The organism is Marinimicrobium hydrolyticum, from assembly GCF_030848505.1.
Lineage (GTDB): Bacteria > Pseudomonadota > Gammaproteobacteria > Pseudomonadales > Cellvibrionaceae > JAVDDU01.
The window spans coordinates 142,151-166,175 of the sequence record NZ_JAVDDU010000007.1; the positions used below are offsets into that span (position 1 = coordinate 142,151).

The 24,025-nt window shown below is 55.3% G+C and carries 21 protein-coding genes; 12 read left to right on the top strand and 9 right to left on the bottom strand.

The genetic code is table 11. From position 1 onward, the window contains the following. Positions 1 to 82: 82 nt before the first annotated feature. Together cydB and RBH33_RS13400 are read right to left on the bottom strand one after the other, a co-directional pair. The gene (gene cydB / locus RBH33_RS13395; protein WP_306732745.1) at positions 83 to 1,087 is read right to left on the bottom strand and encodes a cytochrome d ubiquinol oxidase subunit II; all 1,005 of its coding nucleotides are present in this window, start codon (positions 1,085 to 1,087) and stop codon (positions 83 to 85) included. A 4-nt stretch (positions 1,088 to 1,091) separates the two neighbouring features. Next, the gene (locus tag RBH33_RS13400) at positions 1,092 to 2,453 is read right to left on the bottom strand and encodes a cytochrome ubiquinol oxidase subunit I (RefSeq protein ID WP_306732711.1); all 1,362 of its coding nucleotides are present in this window, start codon (positions 2,451 to 2,453) and stop codon (positions 1,092 to 1,094) included. Between the two features lie 192 nt (positions 2,454 to 2,645). On the opposite strand from RBH33_RS13400, the gene RBH33_RS13405 reads away from it, so the two are divergent. Genes RBH33_RS13405 through RBH33_RS13415 form a run of 3 tightly spaced genes read left to right on the top strand, consistent with a single transcriptional unit; the run spans position 2,646 to position 5,697 of the window. Beyond that, a complete protein-coding gene (locus tag RBH33_RS13405) occupies positions 2,646 to 3,632 on the top strand; it encodes a phosphoribulokinase (protein WP_306732712.1) in 987 nt (328 codons plus the stop codon). Between the two features lie 26 nt (positions 3,633 to 3,658). Continuing rightward, on the top strand, positions 3,659 to 4,489 hold the full coding sequence (locus RBH33_RS13410) for an HAD-IIB family hydrolase (protein ID WP_306732713.1): 831 nt from the start codon (positions 3,659 to 3,661) through the stop codon (positions 4,487 to 4,489). Further along, the gene (locus tag RBH33_RS13415) at positions 4,486 to 5,697 is read left to right on the top strand and encodes a glycosyltransferase family protein (RefSeq protein WP_306732714.1); all 1,212 of its coding nucleotides are present in this window, start codon (positions 4,486 to 4,488) and stop codon (positions 5,695 to 5,697) included. The genes RBH33_RS13410 and RBH33_RS13415 overlap by 4 nt, the downstream gene beginning before the upstream one ends. A 15-nt stretch (positions 5,698 to 5,712) precedes the next feature. Here the strand turns inward: RBH33_RS13415 and RBH33_RS13420 are convergent, their stop codons facing one another. The 3 genes from RBH33_RS13420 to RBH33_RS13430 all read right to left on the bottom strand — a co-directional run bounded on the left by RBH33_RS13420 (position 5,713) and on the right by RBH33_RS13430 (position 9,470). Further along, on the bottom strand, positions 5,713 to 7,461 hold the full coding sequence (locus tag RBH33_RS13420) for an alpha-amylase family glycosyl hydrolase (protein ID WP_306732715.1): 1,749 nt from the start codon (positions 7,459 to 7,461) through the stop codon (positions 5,713 to 5,715). Between the two features lie 83 nt (positions 7,462 to 7,544). Beyond that, on the bottom strand, positions 7,545 to 8,894 hold the full coding sequence (locus tag RBH33_RS13425) for a GntP family permease (RefSeq protein WP_306732716.1): 1,350 nt from the start codon (positions 8,892 to 8,894) through the stop codon (positions 7,545 to 7,547). Between the two features lie 12 nt (positions 8,895 to 8,906). Further along, the gene (locus tag RBH33_RS13430; protein WP_306732717.1) at positions 8,907 to 9,470 is read right to left on the bottom strand and encodes a gluconokinase; all 564 of its coding nucleotides are present in this window, start codon (positions 9,468 to 9,470) and stop codon (positions 8,907 to 8,909) included. A 133-nt stretch (positions 9,471 to 9,603) separates the two neighbouring features. Here RBH33_RS13430 and gntR point away from each other — a divergent pair, with 133 nt between their 5' ends. Next, positions 9,604 to 10,638 (top strand): HTH-type transcriptional regulator GntR, encoded by a 1,035-nt coding sequence (gene gntR / locus RBH33_RS13435; protein WP_306732718.1) that lies wholly within the window; start codon positions 9,604 to 9,606, stop codon positions 10,636 to 10,638. A 10-nt stretch (positions 10,639 to 10,648) separates the two neighbouring features. Here the strand turns inward: gntR and RBH33_RS13440 are convergent, their stop codons facing one another. The 4 genes from RBH33_RS13440 to pdsR all read right to left on the bottom strand — a co-directional run bounded on the left by RBH33_RS13440 (position 10,649) and on the right by pdsR (position 16,609). Further along, on the bottom strand, positions 10,649 to 13,006 hold the full coding sequence (locus tag RBH33_RS13440; protein ID WP_306732719.1) for a GH36-type glycosyl hydrolase domain-containing protein: 2,358 nt from the start codon (positions 13,004 to 13,006) through the stop codon (positions 10,649 to 10,651). A gap of 380 nt (positions 13,007 to 13,386) precedes the next feature. Next, positions 13,387 to 13,653 (bottom strand): 30S ribosomal protein S20, encoded by a 267-nt coding sequence (gene rpsT, locus RBH33_RS13445; RefSeq protein ID WP_306732720.1) that lies wholly within the window; start codon positions 13,651 to 13,653, stop codon positions 13,387 to 13,389. A gap of 85 nt (positions 13,654 to 13,738) precedes the next feature. After that, a complete protein-coding gene (locus RBH33_RS13450; RefSeq protein ID WP_306732721.1) occupies positions 13,739 to 15,913 on the bottom strand; it encodes an ATP-binding protein in 2,175 nt (724 codons plus the stop codon). Continuing rightward, complete coding sequence (gene pdsR, locus RBH33_RS13455) at positions 15,914 to 16,609, bottom strand: proteobacterial dedicated sortase system response regulator (protein ID WP_306732722.1); 696 nt, start codon at positions 16,607 to 16,609, stop codon at positions 15,914 to 15,916. It lies immediately after the preceding gene. Between the two features lie 171 nt (positions 16,610 to 16,780). On the opposite strand from pdsR, the gene RBH33_RS13460 reads away from it, so the two are divergent. From RBH33_RS13460 to RBH33_RS13495, 8 genes are all read left to right on the top strand, one after another. Beyond that, positions 16,781 to 17,869: a sensor domain-containing diguanylate cyclase gene (locus tag RBH33_RS13460; RefSeq protein ID WP_306732723.1), complete on the top strand. Its 1,089-nt coding sequence runs from the start codon at positions 16,781 to 16,783 to the stop codon at positions 17,867 to 17,869. Next, positions 17,866 to 18,480, top strand: coding sequence for an IMPACT family protein (locus RBH33_RS13465; RefSeq protein ID WP_306732724.1), 615 nt, complete (start codon positions 17,866 to 17,868; stop codon positions 18,478 to 18,480). Before RBH33_RS13460 ends, RBH33_RS13465 begins: the two co-directional genes overlap by 4 nt. 121 nt (positions 18,481 to 18,601) lie before the next feature. Further along, on the top strand, positions 18,602 to 18,781 hold the full coding sequence (locus RBH33_RS13470; RefSeq protein WP_306732725.1) for a hypothetical protein: 180 nt from the start codon (positions 18,602 to 18,604) through the stop codon (positions 18,779 to 18,781). Positions 18,782 to 18,949: 168 nt separating this feature from the next. Continuing rightward, on the top strand, positions 18,950 to 21,253 hold the full coding sequence (locus RBH33_RS13475; RefSeq protein ID WP_306732726.1) for a putative monovalent cation/H+ antiporter subunit A: 2,304 nt from the start codon (positions 18,950 to 18,952) through the stop codon (positions 21,251 to 21,253). Further along, a complete protein-coding gene (locus RBH33_RS13480) occupies positions 21,250 to 21,699 on the top strand; it encodes a Na+/H+ antiporter subunit B (RefSeq protein WP_306732727.1) in 450 nt (149 codons plus the stop codon). The genes RBH33_RS13475 and RBH33_RS13480 overlap by 4 nt, the downstream gene beginning before the upstream one ends. 3 nt (positions 21,700 to 21,702) lie before the next feature. Continuing rightward, a complete protein-coding gene (locus tag RBH33_RS13485; protein ID WP_306732728.1) occupies positions 21,703 to 22,050 on the top strand; it encodes a Na+/H+ antiporter subunit C in 348 nt (115 codons plus the stop codon). After that, on the top strand, positions 22,047 to 23,555 hold the full coding sequence (locus RBH33_RS13490; RefSeq protein WP_306732729.1) for a Na+/H+ antiporter subunit D: 1,509 nt from the start codon (positions 22,047 to 22,049) through the stop codon (positions 23,553 to 23,555). Before RBH33_RS13485 ends, RBH33_RS13490 begins: the two co-directional genes overlap by 4 nt. Then, positions 23,552 to 24,025, top strand: coding sequence for a Na+/H+ antiporter subunit E (locus RBH33_RS13495; RefSeq protein WP_306732730.1), 474 nt, complete (start codon positions 23,552 to 23,554; stop codon positions 24,023 to 24,025). Before RBH33_RS13490 ends, RBH33_RS13495 begins: the two co-directional genes overlap by 4 nt.

Sequence of the window (24,025 nt, forward strand, 5' to 3'; positions counted from 1 at the left end):
CCAGTAGCAAAAGTGCACCATCGGCATTTTTGCCAAACGGGTCGGGTTAGGAATCTGCTAAGGGCTTACAACGGAATCCAGATTAGTAATACTCCAGTTCGGTCGCTTTACCCCAAAAAACCCGGTAGGCGAAGAAGGTGTATCCCAAAATGGCAGGGAGCACAATGATGACCCCGACAAGAATAAAGCGCAGGGATTCGGGCGCGCTGGCGGCTTCCCAAATGGTCAATTGATCCGGTACGACATAGGGGTAAAAGCTGTAGGCGAGCGCGGAGAAAGAGAGTACAAAAATGCCCACGGCAGAGGCGAATGGAATCCAGCATCCGAAATCTTTTTCGAAGGGATACTTAGCCAAATATCGATCCGTGATCAAAAACAAGACCGCACATAAAGCGGGCAGCACTAGCAGGAAGAGCGCCAGCCCATCACCCAGCCAACGTTCGTATACCACATCACTTATGAGCGGGTTGACAATGGACACGGCGATAAGGCCAATGGCCGTCAGCCAGGCACTGCGGCGCGCCCAATAGGCAGCCCTGGCCTGCAGCTCGCCCTCGGTTTTCAAAACCAGCCAGGACGAGCCCATAAAACAGTAGCCTGCCGTAACGCAGATGGCACTCAGGCCGGCAAAAACATAGGCTACAGTTTCTTGGGCAAAGCCCATTACAAACAAACCGAGCATATAGCCTTGGGAAAGTGTGGCGAGCAGTGACCCACCTTTAAACGCCCAATCCCACAACGTCTTGTGATCAATGTGGGCTTTGGCGCGAAAATCAAACGCGACACCGCGCAATATCAAACCGGCCAGCATGAGTGTGACCGGCAGATACAGTTGGAACAGAATGATGTTGTGGGCCGCGGGGAAAGCGATGAGAATAATGCCGACGCCGAGCACCAGCCAGGTTTCATTGGCGTCCCAGAACGGCCCGATGGAGGCGATCATAATGTCACGCTGTTTCTCTGAGTTCCCGGGCAGAAGGATGCCTACACCCAGGTCATAACCATCCAGTGTGGCGTAGACCAGAAACGACAATCCCATCAAGCCCATGAATATGACCGGTAACCAGTATGCTTCGCCCGTGAGCATGGTTTTACCTCTCGCGCTGAGTAACAGGGTTAATGCGTTGCTGCAGAGTTTGCCCCTCATCTATCCGGTCCACCTCCACGGCCTTTCGTGCCATAAGAAATAGAGTGCGCATATAGGCGAACAGCAACAGCACATAAATCGTCAGGTAAATGGTTAGGGATGTGGCCACATTACCGGGTTCAATGTCCGTAACGGCCGATCGGGTTCTCAGTAAGCCAGTCACCAAATAGGGTTGGCGGCCAATCTCCGTAACATACCAGCCGGCCAATGTTCCCACCCAACCCGAGAAGCTCATGGCCACCAAGATTTTCAGCATGCGCGGGCTTAAGTCTTTTTTGTGCCACAGCTTCCACGTGCACGTCCAGGATATCGCCAACATCAGCAAACCGGTAAAGACCATGATTCGAAACGCCCAAAAAACCGGTGCAACCGGTGGGTGCTCGTCTTCGAAATCATTCAGACCTTGAACTTCGCCGAACCAATCATGGGTAAGGATGAAACTCGCGGCATTGGGGATTTCAATGGCGAACCGGTTGCGCCGCTCTGTTTCGTCTGGGAGAGCAAACAACACCAGCGGAGCACCTTCGCGGGTGTCCCAAAGCCCCTCCATGGCCGCCACTTTTGCGGGTTGGTGTTTAAAGGTGTTGAGGCCATGCAAGTCACCCATTACGATTTGCAAAGGAATCAACACCGCAGCCGCGAACACGCCGGCGCGGAGTGTCAACCGAGGTGCGGGTTTGTGATCCCCCTTGAGAATTCGGTATGCGGACAAACCCGCTATGAGAAAGGCTGCCGTTAACCCTGACGCTAGCAGCATGTGCATGAGCCGGTAGGGCATAGAGGGGTTGAAAATGATTTCCCACCAACTGACGGGAAACGCGACGCCGTCGCGCATTTCAAAACCGGTAGGCGTGTGCATCCAAGAGTTGAGTGCGAGAATCCAAAATGCGGAGAGACTGGTGCCCACAGCGACCAAAAAGGTTGCTAGTGTGTGTACCCGGTTCGATACTCGGTTGATGCCAAACAGCATGATGCCTAAAAAGGTGGCTTCCATGAAAAAGGCCGTTAGGACTTCGTAACCCAACAAGGGGCCGGCAATGTTTCCAATGGTATCCATGTAACCGGGCCAGTTGGTACCAAACTGGAACGACATGGTGACACCACTGACCACTCCTAGGGCGAAACTCAAGGCAAATATTTTGATCCAGAAGCGGTAGGCCCGCATCCAGACTTCATCGCCTGTGCGGTTGTATTGAATTTTAAAAAACAGCAAAAACCACGCAAGCGCAATGGTGATTGCGGGAAACAGTATGTGGAAACTGATATTGGCGGCGAACTGAATGCGAGAGAGCAGAAATGTGTCCATAGGGGCTCCCAACGAATGTCCATTGGCCAAAGACGATACGCAGATTGGGAGGAAAATTCCAGGGTCATCAATTCCAGTTTCACCAGGCGCTAAATGATTCCCTTCCTTCGAGTCATGGGGCGCCATTCACGTTGGCCCGAATCCTGCTAACCTTAGTAGAAACCAAAACTGGATGACGGAACGGGAGAATTTGTGAGCGACGCCCAACTGACTGAGCGGAATCCATGGCCCCCAGAACTCATGACCCGAGTAGGGCTGCATGCGGAGGCCACGGGTGATCGCGCCCACACTCTGATCAACGATTTGGCGCTTCCGGAACCGGTCGCCCGCCATTTGTGGCGAGCCTATTGGCCGTTAGCAGAGCTTATTGCCCGCCACTTGCGCAACGGACTTACGGAGCCGCTAGTCATGGGCATAAACGGCGCTCAGGGCACGGGTAAATCCACGGGCGCCTATATTCTAGCGCGTGCACTGAGTGCTCAAGGTTGGAAGGTTTGCCAGTTTTCCATTGACGATCTCTATCTGCGTCACGAGGAGCGGCAAGCGTTGGCGGAAGCGGTCCATCCGTTACTGGCTACGCGCGGCGTACCCGGTACTCACGATGTGGTCATGGGCAGGGAGCTGCTCGCGCAATTGCGCGCCGCCGAGTCGACGCAGGTAACACGGTTGCCGAGCTTTGATAAGGCAAAGGATGATCAAAAGCCGGAATCGATTTGGCCTACCTTTACCGGCCGCCCTGATTTGATTCTTTTTGAAGGGTGGTGTGTCGGAGCGCGACCTCAGGCAGAGTCCGCATTAGTGCGGCCTTGTAATGAGCTGGAAGAGCGCGAAGACCCGGATGGCCGATGGCGGACCTACGTCAACCAACGACTGGAAGATTATCAGGCACTTTTCGCGCAGCTGGACTTGCTGGTGATGCTGCAGGCGCCTTCATTTCAGCAGGTGTACGAATGGCGATCTCTTCAGGAAGAGAAATTGCGACAAACTCTGAGCGAGTCGGATTTAGCCGTGTCTAAGGTTATGTCGTCAACGGAGTTGGTGCGCTTCATTAGCCACTATGAACGACTAACGCGCTGGATGCTTGAGGAGATGCCGGCCAGAGCCAACGTGCTTTTGGCCCTTAATCCAGCCCATGAAATTGACCAGGTAGTCGTAAACTCCTGGCTTTGGGATCTCTGATATTTAACTGACGCAAGGGTGAGTTTATGCAACCAGTGGTGGTATTTTCCGATCTTGACGGCACCTTGCTCAACCATGCCGATTATAGTTTTCAAGCGGCCGAACCAGCGTTAGCTGAACTGAAAGAGCAGAAGATTCCCCTCGTTCTGGTCTCCAGTAAAACGGCGCCCGAGATGCTACGTGTGCGGGAGGCGCTCGGCAATACCCATCCCTTCGTGTGTGAGAACGGCAGTTTAGTAATGATTCCACAGGATCGTGTAGAAGAGTTGGGCGTAGAAGCCGACGACCGCTCTATGAGCGATGGCTATTATTATGATTATCGGGGGATCGATCGGGAGCAAATATTGCAGGTGTTAAATGGGTTGAAGTCGGATTACCAATTTACCGGCTTTGCCTGGATGACCGACGAAGAAATCGGTCACGTCACTGGCCTGTCATTGGAGGAAGCTGGCTTGGCGGGTCAACGTAAAGCATCGGAGCCCATTTTGTGGCGCGATGATCCGGAGCAGTTAGATAGCTTCACTGAGGTACTGGCGGAGAACAAACTGAGGCTCATCCAGGGTGGACGTTTTTACCACGTCCTGGGTCAGTGTGATAAAGGTAACGCGGTAAGCTCTTTGCTGGCGCGCTACGAACAGCTGTATCAGGAAAAGCCTTACTGTATCGCACTGGGAGACAGCCCCAACGATTTGGATATGCTGAAGTTTGCGGACGCCCCAGTACTCATACCCAATGAAAATGGTGCTTGCATGAACGGTGACGCACTGAAACACGTAACGCGCGCACCAAAAGAGGGCGCCGAAGGTTGGAATGCGGCGGTTCTGGAAATACTCGACAGCCTAAGGAACCGAGCATGAGTGATTTCTTTCAAAACGGGCGCATCGCGACCTTACACAACCTCGGGGATCGTCCCATTGAGGCATTGGAAGCGGAATTGTGTGAGTGGCGGGATAAAAAGCCCATGTGCCTGGTGCTGCCGTGTCTCTACTCAGAGCTGGAAGGGCCGGCACTGAGTCACATCATCGATGAATTGAGTAAAGTGCCGTTTCTCGACGAAATTATCATCGGTCTCGATCGTGCCGATCAACAGCAATTTGAACACGCGAAGGAATTTTTCTCTCGTTTGCCTCAGCGCCACTACATACTTTGGAACGATGGGCCGCGGCTGAAAGCGATCGACAAGGTTTTAGCAGACTATGGATTGGCGCCCGTGGAACTGGGGAAAGGCCGAAATGTTTGGTACTGCCTGGGTTATGCGCTCGCGTCCGGCCGGGCTAAGGCCGTGGCCCTGCATGACTGTGACATACTCACGTACAACCGGGATATAGTCGCCAAACTGTTTTATCCCGTGGTTCACCCCACGTTCAACTACGTATTTTGCAAGGGTTACTATTATCGCGCCGCTGAAGGCAAGCTCAACGGTCGCGTGAGTCGCTTATTGGTGTCACCTCTGGTGCGAGCCCTGAAGCAGGTGTTCGGTAGTGACGACTATCTGGAGTTTATTGACAGCTTTCGCTACCCGCTGGCGGGTGAGTTTTCAATGATTGTGGATGTGGTCAGTGGCATTCGCATTCCCAGCGATTGGGGCTTGGAAGTTGGGGTCCTGTCCGAAGTAAACCGGCGCTACTCGGACGAGCGGGTCTGCCAAGTGGATATCGCCGATGCCTACGATCATAAGCATCAGACATTGTCCCAAGATAACCCCGATGGCGGCCTGGCGAAAATGAGCACCGACATTTCCAAATCGTTATTCCGCAAGCTGGCGATCAAGGGCCAAGTGTTTACCCCCGAAGTCTTCCGCACCATAAAAGCGAGTTATTACCGACTGGCGCTTGACCTGGTGGACCGCTATCACAATGATGCGGTGATCAATGGCATGAGTCTTGACCGTAATCAGGAAGAAAGTACCGTGGAGCTGTTTACCAAATGCATCATGCGCGCGGGCGAACAATTTCTAAATGACCCTACCGAACGACCCTTTATGGCCAATTGGTCGCGTGTGCTCAGTGCCGTTCCCGATGTGTACGAGCGGTTGTTGGATGCGGTGGAAAAAGACCAGGGCTAACTCGAACTGGTGCGCTTACTTCTTTTCGTAGTTTGTCAGCCACAGGCACTGATAGGGCGCCAGGGTTAAGGTGCCATACAGGTCTTCGATTTCCTTGCCGGCGATCAGGTCACGCCACGTTTCCGTACTGATGAGGTTGAGGTCGGAAAGGTTTATCGGTTGAGGCTCGTCGCTTAAGTTGTTCAAGCAAAAAATACTCTGAGTGCGGCGCATGCTTTGGCGCCAGTAGGCAAACACCGCAGAGTTGATGTGCAGGGTGAACTGAGTGGCGTTTGGGTGAAACGCCGGCTGCGCGCAACGAATGCGGATAAGTCGGCGCAACTCGGTGAAGACCCTGTGTTGGGGAGAGTTTGCGTCCGCAAGCAAGGACTCCAATTCACCCGCATGCCAGTTCTTTCGATTGATGCAGCGGTTATGCTGTGTCGCTTCCAGTTTGTCGAGATCGTTGGGTGTGGCGAACAGGGTGTGAATGTAGAAGGCTGGGATCCCTTCCAGCGACAGCATAATGATTTGTGAGCACAGTAAACGGTGTTCTTGCCAGCGATCGGTGCCTTTGTAAGTGCCCTTGAACGCATCAAACAGACTGATATTGGCCTCGTACGGTTTGGTGGCTCCGGTGTCGTCCGTGCGGCTGGAAATACGCCCACCGAAAGAGCGCAAGGTGTCCAGGAAACGACTCAGCTCCTCATCGGATAAAAGTCCTTCGGCGGGCCGCAAACCGATGCCATCGTGAGAGGCGGTGAAATTTAAATAAGCGCAACCCATGGGGGAGGGTGGCATACTCATCAACCAGCTTTTCAAGTAGCGGTTGTCCCCGGACAAGAGTGCATGAATCACCAATGGCGGCAAACTAAAGTTATAGATGATGTGTGCTTCGTTACTGTTGCCAAAGTACGTCAGGTTTTCTTCGTTGGGAACATTGGTTTCACTGATCAGCAGCGCGTGCGGGTTTTTGTAGTCCATCAATAGGCGCAGCAATTTGATGACTTCGTGAGTTTGCGGGAGGTGAATACACGGTGTTCCGATTTCCTTCCAAAGAAAGGCCACGGCGTCTAAACGTAGCCACTGAATGCCGCGGTCCAGATAGCCACCAATAATCCGCAAATATTCTAAAAGCACTTTCGGATTACGGAAGTCCACGTCGATTTGGTCGTGGCTGAAGGTACACCAAACGTGCTTTACACCAGCGGTGGTTTCCACTCGGTGCAGTAGGGTGCTGGTGCGCGGCCGCACCACGCTTGATAGATCGAAGTGGGGGCTGGCCTCCACAAAGTAGTCGCGACCTGGGTCTCTGCCGTATTGGAAGTTTTTAAACCACCGGCTTTGACTGGAGACGTGGTTGATAACCAAGTCGCCCATAAGCTTGAAGTCCCGGCTCAGGGCCTCAATGTCCTCCCAGTCGCCCAGATCCGGATCTACCTGGGTATAATCGATCACGGCAAAGCCGCCGTCGGAGCTGTGGGGAAAGAAAGGCAAAACGTGCACGGCACTGAACACATCGCGCAGATGCTCGTGAAGGAAATCTTGAAGCGTGTCTAAGGGCTTGTGCCCTGGCGCACGAATAGAATTGCCATAGGTGATAAGCAGGCAGTCGTCTTCCGACCACAGTTGCTCCTGGGGCACTATCGCTGAGTCCAACCGTGGGCCCACGGCCTGCAGACAATCGTCCGTGAGCTGGTGGGGATCAGTCTCCGGGTAGAGTGGCCCCAGAAGTGCCGCCAGCTTACTCTTTAGCTCATCCAGGGAAATGAAATCGGTGGTCATGGTCCACTACCTCTTGGCCAAACAAACACTGCCCAAAGTGGGCAGTGTTTGTCGTTGCAAGTTCCGTTCCCTGGCGGTTCGGATTACACAAACAGACTGATAATACACACCGCGATTAAACCCACAACACCGACGATGGTTTCCATAACCGTCCAGGACGCCAGAGTTTGCTTCTCTGTTAGCCCCATAAACTGTTTGACCAGCCAGAAGCCGGAATCGTTTACGTGCGACAGTACAGTAGCACCACAAGCGGTGGCGATGACTACACAGGCCACCAGAGGCGCACTGTAATCACCCATTTGAATGATAGGTGCAACCAGTCCTGCGGCAGTCACCATTGCCACGGTAGCGGAGCCTTGAGATACCCGTATAACGGTGGCTACCAAGAATGCGAAGATGACCACTGGCAAGTTGGTAGCGGTCATGGCGGTCACCAGTGCGTCACCCACACCCGTGGTGATCAGTACTCGACCGAAGACGCCGCCCGCGCCAGTAAGCAGAATAATCATGCCCACAGGCTCCATGGAGCGGGTGGCTACACGTTGAATCTCCGCGCGGCTGAAACCCAAGCGCGTTCCCAGGAAATAAAACGCCAGCAGCGATGCCGTTAACAAAGCGGTAAAGGGGTGACCGACAAACGCCATGACCTCAACGAAGCGATTATCTTCTGGCAGCCAAACCCGGGCGGCGGTATTGAGCAGTATCATCACCAGGGGTACCAAAATAATGGATATCACCAGGCCGAAACTGGGCAGGGGGCGCTCGGGAGCGTCGCTCTCGGGCAGCTCAGGCATCAAATGTTCTGGCACTTCGGTGTGAATACGCGCACCGATGAATTTTCCCCACAGAACACCACCCACGATGGCGGCGGGAATGCCGGAAATGAGGCCGATAAAAATCACCCAGCCCAAGTCTGCTCCCAGAAGTGACGCCACGGCCACGGGGCCGGGTGTGGGAGGAATAAAAGCGTGCGCCACGGCAATACCGGCGACCAGAGGGATGCCGTAACAGAGCAGGGACTTGCCCGTGCGCTTGGCCAGGTTGTAAACCAGGGGTATGAACAGGATCAAAGCCACTTCGAAAAACACTGGGATGGCCACAATCAGGCCAATGCCGCTCAGTGCCCAAGGGGCTTTGGCTTCGCCCGCTCGGCGCATTAACGTGTTGGCAATGCGCTGGGCACCACCGGAGACCTGGAGAATCTCACCGATCATGGTGCCCAGGCCAATAACGATGGCGATGTAGCCCAGGGTGCTGCCCATGCCCTCCTGAATCAGTCCGGCAACTTCTGGCAGTGGGACACCGCCAATGATTGCCACACCCATACTGACCAGCAGCAGGGCGACAAAGGCTTGCATTTTTAGGCCCATGATAAGGACCAGGAGGGTGGCGATGCCGCCAGCGGTAAGCAATAGTAGAAATGTTGTAGACATTATTATAGGCCTCTACTCGGTGGTAAGTTGACTGCGGGAGCGTCTCTCCTTGATCACTGCGACGGCTTCGTCCAGCATTTCGGGAAGCGGTGGTGTTATGTCCAGCGCGTGCACGTCCGCTTCAGTGTCCGGCCGCTCAAGGCAGGCGAACTGGCTGTCCAGCAGACTGCTAGGCATAAAATGGCCAGTGCGCGCTTGCATGCGTGCGGAAATGGTTTCCCGGTCCCCGTCCAAAAACAGAAACTGCACCTGATAGCCACAATGACGCAATGGCTCCCGGTGAACTTTACGTAGGCCCGAAAACGCCAGTACCACATCGGTGTTGTTAGCGGCCAATTCACGCAAGTGCTGACAAATCGTCTCAATCCAGGGTTTGCGCATATCATCAGTAAGGGGCGTGCCAGCGGCCATGCGCGTGCGCGCTTCGACGCTGTGGAAGTCGTCGGCATCCAGGTAAAGGTATCCGCACTGCTCGGCCAGTGCTTGAGAAACGGTGGATTTTCCGGCGCCGGAGACCCCCATCACTACGACTAACACTGGGTTGGAGTCACCGCCTAAGTTCGCCGGATTTTTCATGGTAAGATTGGATCCTGTCGTGTTTTATTGAAACGGGGCACAGACTAACGCGTTTATAATGATAGCGCAAACATTGGGCCCTATTTAGGCCACTTTTTAATAAAAACAGCTTTGTAACAAAGAGGACGAATTTGTGGAAGCCCGCAAGCGTGGACAATCCGGAAGAAAAGCCACTTTGGTGGATGTGGCCGAACGAGCCAAGGTTAGTGCCATCACCGTTTCCCGAGTCATAAATCACCCCGACAAAGTTTCTGACGAGTTGCGCCGCCGTGTGCAGGAAGCCATTGATGCACTGGGTTATATACCCAATCAGTCCGCCAGCTCTCTGGCTTCGGCCCGCTCTGGGGTTATTGGGGTCGCTATCCCCTCGCTGTCCAACATCGTTTTTAACGATGTCCTGCGCGGTATCTACGACGTGGCGGGCGCCAGCGGCTACAAGGTACTGTTGGTCGATACCCATTATTCACCTTTGGAAGAAGAGAGCATGGTGCGCACTCTGCTCAGTCAATCCCCGGAAGCTATGATCATTACCGGTGGGGAGCAGACTGGAGCATGCCAGCGAATGCTCAAAAATGCCAATGTCCCGGTAGTACAAATGATGGAGCTGTTGGAAAATCCACTGGATATGAATGTGGGTTTCTCGCATCAGAAAGCCGGTTATTCGATGGCGGAGCAAATACTAAAAGCAGGCTACCAAAGGGTGGCTTTTATCGGCGCCCGTATGGACCAACGTGTTCAGCAACGGTTAGCGGGCTTTCGCGAAGCGCTGGAACAACAAAGTCGTTTTGACAATAAGCTGGTATTTACCACGCCCCAGCCTTCGTCCATCGCGTTGGGCGGCGAGTTGTTTCGCAGCATGATGGCTTCTACCAATGGTGCGGTTGATGCCGTTTTTTGCTGTAACGACGATTTGGCCCTGGGTGCGCTCTTCGAAAGCCAACGCATGAACATTAATGTTCCAACCGAGATGGGCTTGTGTGGTTTCAACGATTTCGAAGCCTCAGCCTTCGTCAATCCGTCACTGTCCAGTGTCTACGCCCCTCGCTACGACATGGGTGTTAAAGCCGCAACCATGATTGTTGAGGTGCTCAAAGACGAGTATCAGGGCGAGAAGATCGTGGACATCGGCTACGAAGTCAGGATGCGTCAGTCCACTCATCTCAAATAATGGAAGGCGCTTAACGCCCGATCTCGACCCTCACGCTATAGCGACGGCCGGCTTCCGGGTTGCGGATCAATGTGCCGTCGAGGGCCTCACCGTCCACGGTGACCGACAGGCCTTTGCGCTCGGGCATGCGGACCATTTCCACTTCGAATGTGGCTTCGCGAAAGCGTCGTGTGACCTTCGCTTCCTGCCAATCGTCGGGCAGCTGCGGCGCGATGCGCAGGCCGTCCCGCTCGCCGCGCAAACCGAATAACCCTTCTACCAAAGAGCGATAAACCCAACTCACGGTACCGGTGTTAAACAGCTGGCTGGACCGGCCCGCGGTGCGCGGATACTGGTAATAGGCCCCGCGATAATAATTGGGAATGTAAATGGGCATCTGGCCGCGCTGGCGATAGTCTTCCAGATCCGGGCCGGGAATCATTTGCCGCAGCAAACGATAGGCGCGATCCGACTCGCCGGTGGTGTACAGGCTAAAGATGTAGAACACCGCCGCGTGATTGTAAACGGATCCGTTCTCTGCCGAGCCGGGGTGCTTTTGGGTAACCCGGCCCACGTCATCACGCATGCTGGTGAAACTGGGAGCTAGCATCATCACGCCGTAAGGGGTTTCCAGCTGCGCTTCCACAGCGGCAAGCATTGATTGCCGCTGTTGTTCCGAGCAGGTGCCGGCGAGCATGGCCCAGCTTTGTGGGTTGAGAAAAATCCGACCTTCACTGTCTTTGCTGATGCCAAACACCACGTCGTCGTCGGTAATGCCGCGGCCGTACCATTCGCCATCCCACAGGTGCTCATTGACGGACTGATTGATGTCGTCCGCGCCCCGGCGAAACCGCTTGGCGTCGTCGGTCTTATGCTCCTGGTCGCACACATCCGCCCACAGATTCAAGGCGTAGGCAGTTGCCACCGATAACCAGCCGGATACGCCTTTACCTTTGTAGCCCACCATGTTCATGGGGTCACACCAATCGCCCTGGGCGATGTAGCTTAGTCCGCGGTGGTCGCGCGCCTGCAGCAACCAATCCATTGCCTTGCTGATTCGCTCAAGCACGGTCAAGGTCTGTCCTTCAGCGTCGGTAACCGGAGTGCTCAGCATGTCGTAATCGCCGGTCTCGTCCAAGTAGGCGCGCAGGCATACCGGCAGCCACACGCAGTGATCTGTATGCGGTACCTGGTTGATGTATTTTAGTTCAGCTTCTTCGTGCAAGAGGATGCCGTCTGGCATGGCTCCGGAGCTTTCTTGTTGGCTCAGGGCATGCACAAACGCCTGGCGGGTGACGCTGGGTTGGATATACGTCATGCCCATATTGTCTTGCAGATAGTTGCGCGTCTGCGGGTCGGTACTCAAACGGTTGACGTCGCCGTGGTAAAACACTTGTCGGGCCAGCCAATGGTTTACAAAGCCGTCCAGGTCCTTGTCGGGAGTCTGAATGTTTAACACGCCCTCGCCTTGAGCCACGTACTGAGCGTAGTTCGCTTGACTGATGGCAAACGAGTGGGGCGACAAGTAGCGCTTCTTAATAGCGAGTATTTCCTCGTCATCGAAGGCCGGGCCAAACACAAACCGATACGTCTCACTCGCGCCGGATTTCAGCTCCGCGCGATACTGCAGTGCGGCCAAGGGTGTTTCGTAGCGCGCGTCGTTACAATCCAATTGCTCTTGGGTCAAAGCGGTGGGGTTGTGCAGGCCGCCTTCGCCCTCAAAATTTTCACGCTGCACGTCCCAGGCAACTGGTGTCTGTTCGTGGAGAAGAAACGTCTTGTCTTTAAAGTATTTGTTTTTGAAGTAGTCTGGATACTTTTGATAGGGCGTGACGCAAGTGGCGACCACAGCGCCCAGATCGGATCGGTATTCCGCCGATTGATTCATCCAGCTCATATAACCGACGGTGAAGTAAGGGTAAATACTCAATCGACGAGTTTTTTCGGAGCGGTTTTTGACCGTGATTTGCCACAGTTCGGCCACGTCATCGGTGGGTAGGCTCAGTTGCATCTCCACGGTAATGCCCGCGCAGCGCACCTCCCAAATGATATCGCTCTGTCCAGCGGAGAAGTTGAAGCTTTCGTAAGCAGCGCGTACAGGTTCGTAGGGGGCGGAGAAAATTTCCCCCGTGTCTTCATCTTTAATGTAAACAAAGCGGCCTGGATGGTGGGCGTAATACGGCTGCTCCGGCTGCATAAAAGTTTTCGCTTCCAAGTTAGGCGCATAGGCGTACTTGGCGGGCTCCGGCTGCATAAACTGGGACACCGCGTAGCCTCGGCAATTGGCCTGGATCATCATCTTGCGATTCCACAAAAATGCTGAAGCTCTCGGCATTAACGTCGGGCTTTGCAGGTTAAAGCGAGTACCTTTGTTGGACGGAAACAGCATGAACATCTCCTGACAGTGCAATACGAGTATGGCGGTTTGGGTCTCGCGTGGAGGCCGGTGCCCGAGACAATAGTCGGGTCAGTGTTGCGTTAGCCTTACGATGCTAAACGGGTGCGGCCGGTTGGGGAGGCCGCTCGAGCACCAAGGAGCCCTTCATTATTGTATGGTTGCGCTATCATAGCGTTGGTGGCGTTGAAAATCCAGCGTGTGCGCTGGAATAGACTGCTTGTGAGTGGCACTCACTAGGCTGAGCCGTTGCTGGGAGGTTCCCGGTTGAAAATAGGGGCATGCGCGCCAGCAGAAACCCGAAAGAAGGGCACAAAAAAGCCGGCTTGAAGCCGGCTTTTGACAATCCTGCAATCCCTGAAGGATTGGCGCGCTTAGGCAGCCAGAGCTTTGATGCGGCTGTTCAAGCGGCTCTTATGACGTGCGGCCTTGTTTTTGTGCATCAGGCCTTTGTCGGCAATACGATCGATTACCGGCACAGCGGCGATGTAAGCGGCTTTGGCAGCTTCCGCGTCGCCAGCTTCAATAGCATTAACAACTTTCTTCACGTAAGTGCGCGCCATGGAGCGCAGGCTGGCGTTATGCTTGCGAGCCTTTTCGTTCTGGCGTGCACGCTTTTTGGATTGTGGGGTATTGGCCACCGTGGTGCTCCTATCTAAATCTGGCTGAATCTGGAATTTGGGTTCGAAAACCGGTCTGGAATCAAGGACGCGACATTATGCCCAATTAAACCCCCGTGTCAACTCCTGGCGTGCCTTTCTGCGGCTGGGAACCTGATTCTGGGCCTATGGCATCCAGTGGGGGGAGTATTAGGGTAAACACCACACCGCTGCCGTCCGGCAAGTTAGCGGCGCGCACCTCACCGCTGTGATAATGGGCAATCAAGCGCGCGATATGGAGCCCCAAGCCTAAGTGCGCCCGCTCTTGGCCCAAGGGGCGCACGGAGACCAGGGAATCAAACAGCTGCGACTCCATGGCTTCGGGCAACAACGGCCCCTGATTGGCGACGCTCAAGTGCAGGTCCCCGGAGTTTGGGGCGCGGGTGAGCGTTAAGCGGATCTCTTCGCCCTCCGGGCAGAAGTCGACGGCGTTATCCATCAATTTGTCGAGCAGCTGGACAATCAAATCCGGCGCCAACTCTTGGGTGTAGGCATGTGGGGTGGATGGCGGCGCTATCTCTAATTCAATACGGTGCTGGCGGTGCAGGTCCCGATAGGCGGCGGTCATGTCACGCAGCAACTGATCCAGGGGCAGGGGTTCGCGTTCGGCTCGGGCAATGCTGGCCTCCACCCGGCTGGCCTCGCTCATGGCGGTTACAAGACCGCTGAGGCGATTGACGCCGCTCTGGGCTCGCTCGGTGTACTCCCTGGCGGCGCTGGGGAGCGCTTGGTGTTCAAGGTTGTCCAGGGAGCTGCGCACCACCGCCAGGGGAGTGCGCAGCTCGTGGGAGAGCTTCGCGGCGAGCGTCTTCAAGTAACCGGTATAGGCCTGCAGGCGCTGATGCAGCGCTTCGTAGTTGCGCGCCAAGTCGCCGATTTCGTCGGGTGCCCGCGACCCGCGTGCCTGGGCGCGTCCAACTCGGCCTTCGGAGTCGAACAAGTTTTTTACCGACTGGTTCAGTCGACGAATGCGCCAGGACAGCCAACTGGCGTATCCCAGCAAGGTCAGAATCAGCAGAACCATGGTGCCAAGGCCGATACTCAGAAGCCGGACAAAGGCCGTTTCGGTCAACGCCTGCATGGCGTCGCTGGACTGCTCCACCAAAATGGCTCCCAGCATGATGTCTTCTACGGCGCTCACCTTGGCGGGGTCCTGCTGGATCATGGTGGCGGCGGCGCCTATTCGCTGAGTGCCCCGCTGATGCCACTGGCGGGTGGTTTCTCCGCCCAGTGCATTGATCAGGGCTGGATGATGGTTGAGGCCGGTACGACTGACGGGCAGCTCGGGCAGCTCTCCAGTGGGCAGAGCCGCGCGATAGATGTGCCTGAGCAGCCAGTGGACTTGCGGCTGTTGTTCCGCCGTCTGATTCAGGTCGCCCACACTGGCGAGTTCCCAGCCGAGGGGGTCGGTGAGGGTCAAGCGCACGCCCGGTTGAGCGAATACGGCCAGCGCCGCTTCAATGTCCTTGGAGGGGTAAATCAGCTTCCCGCTAACCGGCGGCAGCAAGCCGGGGTCTTGAGCTTGGCCCGCGAGCAGGGCTTCTTCCGAGAGGGTGCCGAGCATGCGCGGGGTGCCGTCGCGCGTCACCGCCGCCAGGGCCAGGCTGTCGCCGGCCAGATTGAGAGGCATCTGCAGTTCCACGCGGTAGCCGTTGTCCGTTTCCTGCCAGTGACCGCGGATACGATGCTCGCGCTGGATCTGCCCCTGAGCATCTCGGAACGTGACATTGATCGGGCCAGGAGCCTCAGCGCTGATCACATAATAACGGCTTAGCCCCACGTCGGCGCCGGACGCCAATACCAGATGATCGCCACTGGCCAGCTCGGGCTGCCCGGGGTCGTGGTAAGAGAGTTTGGGAGTGCTTACTTCCGCCAATAGGTACAGGTAGGCCGCATCGCTTGCCAGGGAAAATTGGGCTCGAAAGGCTGGGTCGTCCCGGTGACGAAAGCGCCTAGGAGTGAGTGCCAACTCGCGCCAGTCCCCCGTATAGCCATCCACCACAAGGGGGAAGGATAGGGGATGAACGTAGAGTTGGCTCTCCAGGCCAGCGCTGCGGCTGCCGGAGATTAAAAGGTCGGGCTCGGCGCTCAGACGAGCCGCAATTGCCTGGGCAGTGGCGGCCAGTGCCGAGGCCTGGCCGGTCCTGAGCGCGCGATCCACTTCTTGAATGTACTGACACCCGGCCCAGGGCAGGGCCAGGGTTAAAAGGCTGAGCAGCAGCAGTTGCAGGCGCAGGCGCACCTAGGCCTCGCCGTGCCAGCGGTAACCCATGCCGTAGGCGGTTTCGATAGCGTTGAATTCCGGATCCAGGGCGGCGAATTTACGGCGGATTCTCTTGATGTGCGAGGTAATGGTGTTGTCGTCCAGCACGACATTGGCGGCATCCATCAATTGCTGCCGATTTTTCACGTGGCCGGGATGTTTGGCCAGCGCGTGCAAAATCCACAGCTCGGTAATGGTCAGCTCCAGGGGTTGATCCCGCCAGAGGGCGGACATACGGGCCATATTCAGGCTCAAGGGGCCTCGCTCCAGCACTTCCTCGGCCGCAACCGGGCGCCGCAGGGCGTCTACGCGTCGAAACAGCGCGACGATGCGGGCCAGCATCTGGGCCTGGCTGATGTCCTTGGTTAGGTAGTCGTCGGCGCCCAAGCGCAATCCGGATATGACGTCAAAGTCATCGTTGCGGGCCGTCAGAAACACGATCGGCAGTTCTGGGGCACGGCTGCGCAGCTCACGGCATAAGTCGAAGCCGCCTTCCACCTCATCCCCCAGGCCTACGTCAATAACGGCCAGGTCCGGCAGCCGCTGGGCAAAGGCGTCCATGGCGGAAGGGCGGTCCGGGTAGTGCGATACTTTATAGCCGAGTCGCTGAAAGGCATCCCGATAATTGGCAGCGATGGCTGGCTCGTCTTCCACGATGGCGATATGGCGCTGCATTCAAAATTCCTCATTTAAGTGCTCTTTGGAGGCGAGAATGGTGAAAAATATCCCTTCCGCTGCCACATTAGCGACTCAAGCCACTTTTTTTGACGTGAAATTGGGCATAATAGCCAAGAATACGGCCCGTCAGTAGGCCGCAGTTGGTCTGAATGCGCCGTGGAGGGATGTATGAGTCACTCTGAACCAGGTCCCCTCAGTCCCGGCGAAGAGCTAGCCCGGGACCTCGTAAGCGGTGAATTCGAAGAGCGCCGCCTGTCCGCTCTTAATGCCTACAAAATTCTCGATACGCTGCCTGAATCAGCCTTTGACGAGCTGGTGCAAGTCGCCGCCTATGTCTGCGATGTGCCTATGGCTGTCATTAATTTTATTGACCGTGATCGCCAATGGTTTAAGTCAGAGTTGGGCTTGGGAGCGCAGGATGCGCATTTGGAGCTTTCCATGTGCTCTCACGCCATCAAACAGCGAAATTTATTCGTAATTCCCGATACGCTCCAAGATCCACGCTTTGCCGATAACCCGTTGGTGACCGGCCCGCCGTATTTGCGTTTTTACGCTGGGGCGTTGCTGGAAACTGCGCAGGGTTATCCGCTGGGCACATTGTGTGTGTTGGACGACAAGCCTCGCGAACTGAACGAGCGCCAAACCGAGCTACTGCCGGCTCTAGCGCGCCAGGTGATGGGACAGCTGGAATTGCTCTGGGCGAACGCCCGCCAGGAGGAAATGCTCTCTGAATTGGAGCAGACCCGGCGTCGGCTGGCCGCTTTGGCATCTACCGATGAGTTGACTGGGCTCACCAATCGGCGGGTGTTCAACCAACATCTGGACCAGGCGCTAGCACTTGGCCGACGCGGCGCGCCAGTCGCGAGTTTGCTTATGGCGGATCTGGACCACTTTAAACGCATTAACGACAGCTTGGGTCATCATGTGGGGGACGAAGTGCTGCGCACTTTTGCTCGCATCTGTCGCGATGTGTTTCGGACCACCGATGTGGTCGGCCGCTGGGGCGGCGAGGAGTTTGTGGCGTTGTTGCCGGATACCAGCGTGAATCAAGCCTATTCTGTTGCTGAGCGCTTGCACAAGCGGTTAGCCCAAGTGCCGGTCCATTGCGGAGAGGCTCGGGTTGAAGTCAGCGTCAGTGTTGGTATTGTGGCGCTGGACCCTGACGCCAGCGCTGACGCAAACTTTCAGCGTTTGGATGCCGCCATGTACGAAGCCAAGGCGCAGGGAAGAAACTGTACCGTAGCCAAGAGCCCATGATCTGCAAGCCTTACCAGGTGCTAGCGAACTCCTGCGAGTACCGTTACGAAGAAAAACGCAGCATTTTTACGGCGCTGCTGATTCCGGTCGTTAATCGCGAACAGGCACTAGCCGCTGTGGCGGATACGCGCCGAGCCCACCCGGGCGCCAGCCACTACTGTTGGGCGTATATTTTGGGTGACTCGGAGCAGCCTCAAGCCCAAGCCTTTAGTGATGACGGGGAGCCCGCGGGCACTGCGGGCAAACCCATACTGAATGTCTTAGGGCACCGGCGCGCCGGTGATTGTCTGGCCGTGGTGGTGCGCATCTTTGGTGGCGTCAAGTTGGGCAGCGGCGGCCTTGTGCGCGCGTACAGCCAGTCCGTTTCCCAGGCCTTGGATGAGGCTCAATGGCGGCTGATTACCCCCGCGTCGACGGTGTCCATTCAAGTGGATTTTGCTCAGGAGGAGCGAGTTCGCCACTGTTTAACCCAGGCTGGTTTGCAAGTTGAGCACGCTGATTATCAGCAGAGCGTACGCTTGCGCGTCTCCGTTCCTCAGAACCAATTACAAGGGCTGGAAAACAGCGTGCGGGAAGTGACCGGTGGTCAGGCCAGTATGAGCATTGAGTGAGTTAATACGCGCGCGCACAATTTGCCACAATTGATCATTTGTCGAGCATACTTTCGCCCCGGCGCGGCCTCATCCGTTTGTTGTAATCACCTCAACGTCATTCACGCTTAGAGGTGTACTTATGTTTGGTCAACGCAGAATTCCTAGACATTTATTGTTGGACGAAACCGGCCAACGCAGCGCTTTTTGGCAGCGTTTAGGGGTAATTATATTGATTGCCAGCCTGGGGTTTGGCGCAGGGCTCAGTCTCGCGGACGCTCGGCCAGGCTGGTCGGTGGAGTGCATGCGCACGCTCGATTAAGCGAGTAGCGTCGAGCGGAACGGTTCCGGAATTTCTTGCGCGCCCTAATGGGCTTCGTTATCCTGTAGCCCGTTTATCCGTCCGCCATCTTATAACGTGGCGCAGCGGATGCTGCTGCCCCAGCTTGGTGCGAGCGGAACCGTATAAAATAAGGAGCTGCCTGCTACGATGCTATTCGCCGTGTTTTCGGGTTTTGTCCTGGCTGCCTTGACTCCCTGGTTAATAGGGTTGGTTAAGGACCGTATTGGATGGCTGCTGGCGCTCCTACCACTCGGGCTTACTTTCTACTTCGTCAGTCACATCCCCGCCGTCAGCAACGGCGAAGTTATCCTGCAATCATGGGACTGGATGCCGGGACTGGACATAAACCTCAGCTTTATGCTGGATGGTTTGTCTTTAATGTTCGCGCTGCTGATCAGTTTTATCGGCACTTTCATTCTAATCTACGCCGGAAGTTATTTACGCGGACACCGCTACCTGGGTCGTTTTTACGTCACCATGTTGTGCTTCATGGCCTCCATGTTGGGCGTGGTGCTTTCCGACAACCTGATTAGCTTGTTTGTGTTCTGGGAACTTACCAGTATCACCTCCTATTTATTGATCGGGTTTAATCACGAAGACAAAGACGCGCGCAAGTGTGCACTACAGGGTTTGTTAGTTACTGTCGGTGGCGGTCTTGCTTTGATGGCCGGCTTAATCATGTTGGGCATGGCCGGTGGCAGTTTTGAGCTTTCCGAGATTCTTAACAGCGACAATGATCTGCTCACCAGCAGTTTCACCGTCGGTATGATTCTGTGTATTCTCGCCGGCACTTTCACCAAGTCCGCTCAGTTTCCGTTTCATTTCTGGTTGCCGAATGCTATGGCAGCGCCCACTCCGGTGTCCGCCTATTTGCATTCGGCAACTATGGTTAAAGCGGGCGTGTATTTGATGGCGCGCTTGAATCCCGGTTTGGGTGAACACCCTCTGTGGACCGCACTGCTGTGTTCCGCCGGTGCCGTTACCATGGTGCTGGGTGCTTATTTGGCGTACAGCGCTACGGGCGTTAAAAAAGTGCTCGCCTATTCCACCATTATGGCGCTCGGAACACTGACCATGTTAATTGGCATTGGTACTGACCATGCCATGATCGCTTTCGCCACCTTCTTGCTGGCGCATTCTCTCTACAAAGGGGCGCTGTTTATGATCGCGGGGATCCTCGATCACGAAACCGGCACCAAGGATCTGACGGTAATGGGAGGCTTGCGCAGCGCCATGCCAATAACGGCCGTGGCGGCCACGGTGGCGGGCCTGTCGCTGGCAGGCATGCCGCCGCTGTTTGGCTTTGTTGCCAAAGAAGCCTTGTTTGAAGCGGTTCTCGGCGCGCCCTGGCAGGGCGCAGTGCTGATTGTCGCAGCCGTGGCTTCTGCAATATTGGTCATTGCTGTGGCCGGTGCAATCGCCGTGAAGCCCTTTTGGGGCGCACTGGGCAATACACCTAAAAAGCCTCATGAAGCGCCGATTGGTATGTTGTTGGGGCCGATTGTTTTGGCGTTCACCTCGCTGCTGTTCGGGGTTGTACTTTACGCACCCGATACCTTGTTGGTGGCCGCAGCCGTTACCTCTGTTAAAGGCGCGCCCGTGGATTTCTATCTGAGCCTTTGGCATGGCGTAAACTGGCCGCTCATTCTGTCCATCGGCAGTGTAGTGGCCGGTGTCACTCTCTATCTGCTGTGGAATGCCAATCGCCGTATTCTGATCAAAGTGAACGGTGCGGTAAGCCGCTTTGGGCCCGAAGCCGGCTACTTCAAAATGATGGATGGCTTCGTGGGTATCGCCAACTGGCATACTCGCGTATTGCAAAACGGTGTCATGGGCAACTATATGATTGTGCTGGTCATGACTACGGTGATACTGACTGGCTACACGTTGCTCAGTCAGCACGGCTTTTATCTGGCCCTGAACTTGAGTGACATGAATTTTTACGAGGGCGCCATAGCCCTGTTGCTGACCATCGCCGCGATCTATGTCATTCTGACCCGTTCGCGCCTCGGGGCGGTTGCTACGCTGGGGGTGCTGGGCTTCTCTGTGGCCCTAATATTTATTTTGTTCAGTGCACCGGATTTAGGCATTACCCAGGTATTGGTTGAAACTCTGACCGTTATCTTGCTGGTTTTGGTTCTGTTCAAACTTCCGGGCTTTTCCCATTACTCCACTCGCTTCGAGATTTGGCGTGACGGCACCGTGGCCGTCTTCTTCGGTGTGCTTATGACACTGCTGGTGCATGCCGCCATCGACGTGCGCTACTTTGAAAGTATTTCATCTTACTTCGTGCAAGCCAGCTATCCGGACGCTCAGGGGCGCAACATTGTCAACGTCATTCTGGTGGACTTCCGGGCGTTGGATACCCTCGGTGAACTGTTTGTACTGGCGATTGCAGCGCTTGGCGTTTTCTCCATGCTGAACCTGCGGGCGGAGGTAAAGAAATCGTGATTGACAAGAAAAGTGGCGTCGTGAAAGCCAATACAGTGATCTTGCATACGGCGGCGTTGTTTTTATTGCCGCTGCAAATACTGTTTTCGGTATTTCTGTTGCTGCGTGGACACGATGAACCCGGCGGTGGTTTTATCGCTGGCCTAGTGGCTTCGGGTGCTGTGGTGCTGTATTTGTTCGCCCATGGTGTTGAGTCCACACGCCGGATCATGCGTTTTGATCCCCGGGATATCTTGGGGCTCGGGTTGTTGTTCGGTGTGATTTCGGGGCTGATTGCGCCGTTTATGGGCGAACCCTTCTTTACAGCTCAGTGGTGGACCTTGTATCTGGGCGCAGAAACAGAAATCAAATTATCGACCGTACTGTTGTTTGACATAGGTGTGTATTTTGCCGTGCTGGGTACCATTCTGACGGTTGTGGTATCCCTGACCGAGGCGGAGGAATAAGTTGTGGAAACACTAATGGCCTACGTAATCGGCGTCCTGTTTGCATCCGCGGTGTACATGATGTTGCGCCGCTCTATCGTCAAGCTGGTGATTGGTTTGATGATCTTAAGTAATGCCGCCAACTTGCTGATTTTCACCGTCTCCGGCATGACTCGCGGCTCGCCGCCGTTAATCCCGGAAGGCTTGACCGAGCCGGCCGGTGTAGTTGCCGACCCTTTGCCTCAGGCGCTGGTTTTGACCGCTATTGTGATCGCCTTTGGCGTTTTGGCTTTTGCGGTAGTACTGATCCACCGTGCCTACGAAGTGGTGGGCACCGATGATCTGGATAAGATGAAGGATACTGATACTTGAGTCATTTGGTTCTCATTCCGATACTGATTCCGCTGCTGGCGGGCGCGCTATCTCTGGTCAGTTGGCGCTCCCTGTTGTTGCAGCGCTGGATTGCCGTCGTCGCCACCGGATTGCTGTTGCTGGTAAGCATTGGGTTGCTGCAGCTAACCCGTGAGGAAGGCTTTGTGGTCATGCATGTGGGTGGCTGGGCGGCACCCTTTGGTATCACCATAGTGGCTGATTTGCTCAGCGCCATAATGATCGTAATGACCGGGGTCATCGGCTTTACCATTGCCATTTATTCCATGGCCATGACACCGGAGCGGCATGAACGTTTTGGATACTACCCGTTGATGCATCTGCTGCTGGCGGGTGTTTCGGGCGCGTTTTTGACCGGGGATATTTTTAACCTCTATGTCTGGTTTGAGGTCATGCTGTTGGCGTCCTTCGCGCTGCTCACGTTGGGTGGTGAGCGGGCGCAAATGGAAGGTGCCATTAAGTATGTGACCCTCAATCTGTTTTCGTCGGCGATTTTCCTTTCGGCCATCGGTTTGGTATACGGCACCGTAGGCACCCTGAATATGGCTGACCTGGCCTACAAGCTAGGGCAGGTGGAACACAGCGGCATGGTGAACGTTTTGGCGCTGATGTTTATGGTGGCGTTCGGCATTAAGGCGGCGGCGTTTCCGCTGTTTTTCTGGTTGCCTGCCTCTTACCACACACCCCTGGTGGGTATCTCGGCGTTGTTTGCGGGGCTGTTGACCAAGGTGGGGGTCTACGCGCTGTATCGCTTTTTCACTTTGATCTTTAACGGTGATGTGGACTACACCCACAACATTTTGTTGTGGGGTGCGGGCCTGACCATGGTGAGTGGTGTGCTCGGGGCAGCCGCGCAGTTTGAGTTCCGTCGTCTTTTGTCTTTCCACATTGTCAGTCAGATTGGTTACATGATTCTGGGCTTAGCCCTGTTTACTCCCCTGGCTATCATTGGTGGAATCTTTGTTATCGTGCACAACATTGTTGTGAAGACCAATTTGTTTTTGGTGAGTGGTCTCGTTTATCGGTTGCTGGGTAGCTACGATTTGAAAAAACTGGGTGGGGTCTATCGTCACCGTCCCGGTATCGCGCTTTTGTTCTTGGTATCGGCACTGTCTTTGGCGGGGCTGCCGCCCTTGTCCGGGTTTGTTGCCAAGTTTTTGCTGATCCGAGCCGGTCTTGAAGTGGGCGCCTGGACGGTTACTGGCGTGGCGTTGCTGGTCAGCGTGATTACACTTTATTCGATGTTGAAGATTTGGGCTGAGGTTTTCTGGAAGCCTGTGCCAGAGGGCGTGAACACGGAACGACTGACCGGAGAGAAGCCCGATTCACAATTGTGGCTATTGCTGTTGCCCATTGCCGGTTTGGCGGCCTGCGCTGTGCTTATCGGTGTGAACGGACAACCTATCTACGAGGTACTGGAAGCCGCCGCAGAGCAGTTACTGAATCCGGCGCTTTATATTGAAGCCGTGTTGGGAGACCAGCCATGATCGGATTTTTCTGGAATGTTCTTCTGGCGCTGGCCTGGGCAGCGTTATCAGGCAACTTCTCCGGTTTAAACTTTCTGTTCGGCTTTGTGCTGGGCTACGGCGCTCTGGCGCTGTTGCAGCGGGAGTTGCCCATACTGCACGGTTATAGTCAGCGAGTGCCGCGCTTCTTCATGTTTATGGGGTTCTTCGCCAAAGAGTTGCTCAGGGCCAACTTGAAGGTGGCCTTTGACGTGCTTACGCCGCCTTGGCATATGCAGCCGGGCGTGATCGCACTGCCGATCAAGGCGGAGACGGATCTGGAAATTACCATGCTGGCCAATTTTATCTCGCTTACGCCCGGGACTTTAAGTTTGGATGTGTCTACAGACCGGCGGGTGCTGTTTATTCATGCCATGTTCTTGAACGACGAAGAAGAGCTTTTGACGGAACTGCGGGAAATTGAACGCCGCATCCTGGAAATAATGCGCTAG

Bases quoted from the DNA above. Each gene is read 5' to 3' on its own strand.
- cydB (WP_306732745.1), bottom strand. From the start codon at position 1,087: ATGCTCACGGGCGAAGCATACTGGTTACCGGTCATATTCATGGGCTTG.
- RBH33_RS13400 (WP_306732711.1), bottom strand. From the start codon at position 2,453: ATGGACACATTTCTGCTCTCTCGCATTCAGTTCGCCGCCAATATCAGT.
- RBH33_RS13410 (WP_306732713.1), top strand. From the start codon at position 3,659: ATGCAACCAGTGGTGGTATTTTCCGATCTTGACGGCACCTTGCTCAAC.
- RBH33_RS13415 (WP_306732714.1), top strand. From the start codon at position 4,486: ATGAGTGATTTCTTTCAAAACGGGCGCATCGCGACCTTACACAACCTC.
- RBH33_RS13420 (WP_306732715.1), bottom strand. From the start codon at position 7,461: ATGACCACCGATTTCATTTCCCTGGATGAGCTAAAGAGTAAGCTGGCG.
- RBH33_RS13425 (WP_306732716.1), bottom strand. From the start codon at position 8,894: ATGTCTACAACATTTCTACTATTGCTTACCGCTGGCGGCATCGCCACC.
- RBH33_RS13430 (WP_306732717.1), bottom strand. From the start codon at position 9,470: ATGAAAAATCCGGCGAACTTAGGCGGTGACTCCAACCCAGTGTTAGTC.
- RBH33_RS13440 (WP_306732719.1), bottom strand. From the start codon at position 13,006: ATGCTGTTTCCGTCCAACAAAGGTACTCGCTTTAACCTGCAAAGCCCG.
- pdsR (WP_306732722.1), bottom strand. From the start codon at position 16,609: ATGCAGCGCCATATCGCCATCGTGGAAGACGAGCCAGCCATCGCTGCC.
- RBH33_RS13460 (WP_306732723.1), top strand. From the start codon at position 16,781: ATGAGTCACTCTGAACCAGGTCCCCTCAGTCCCGGCGAAGAGCTAGCC.
- RBH33_RS13465 (WP_306732724.1), top strand. From the start codon at position 17,866: ATGATCTGCAAGCCTTACCAGGTGCTAGCGAACTCCTGCGAGTACCGT.
- RBH33_RS13470 (WP_306732725.1), top strand. From the start codon at position 18,602: ATGTTTGGTCAACGCAGAATTCCTAGACATTTATTGTTGGACGAAACC.
- RBH33_RS13475 (WP_306732726.1), top strand. From the start codon at position 18,950: ATGCTATTCGCCGTGTTTTCGGGTTTTGTCCTGGCTGCCTTGACTCCC.
- RBH33_RS13495 (WP_306732730.1), top strand. From the start codon at position 23,552: ATGATCGGATTTTTCTGGAATGTTCTTCTGGCGCTGGCCTGGGCAGCG.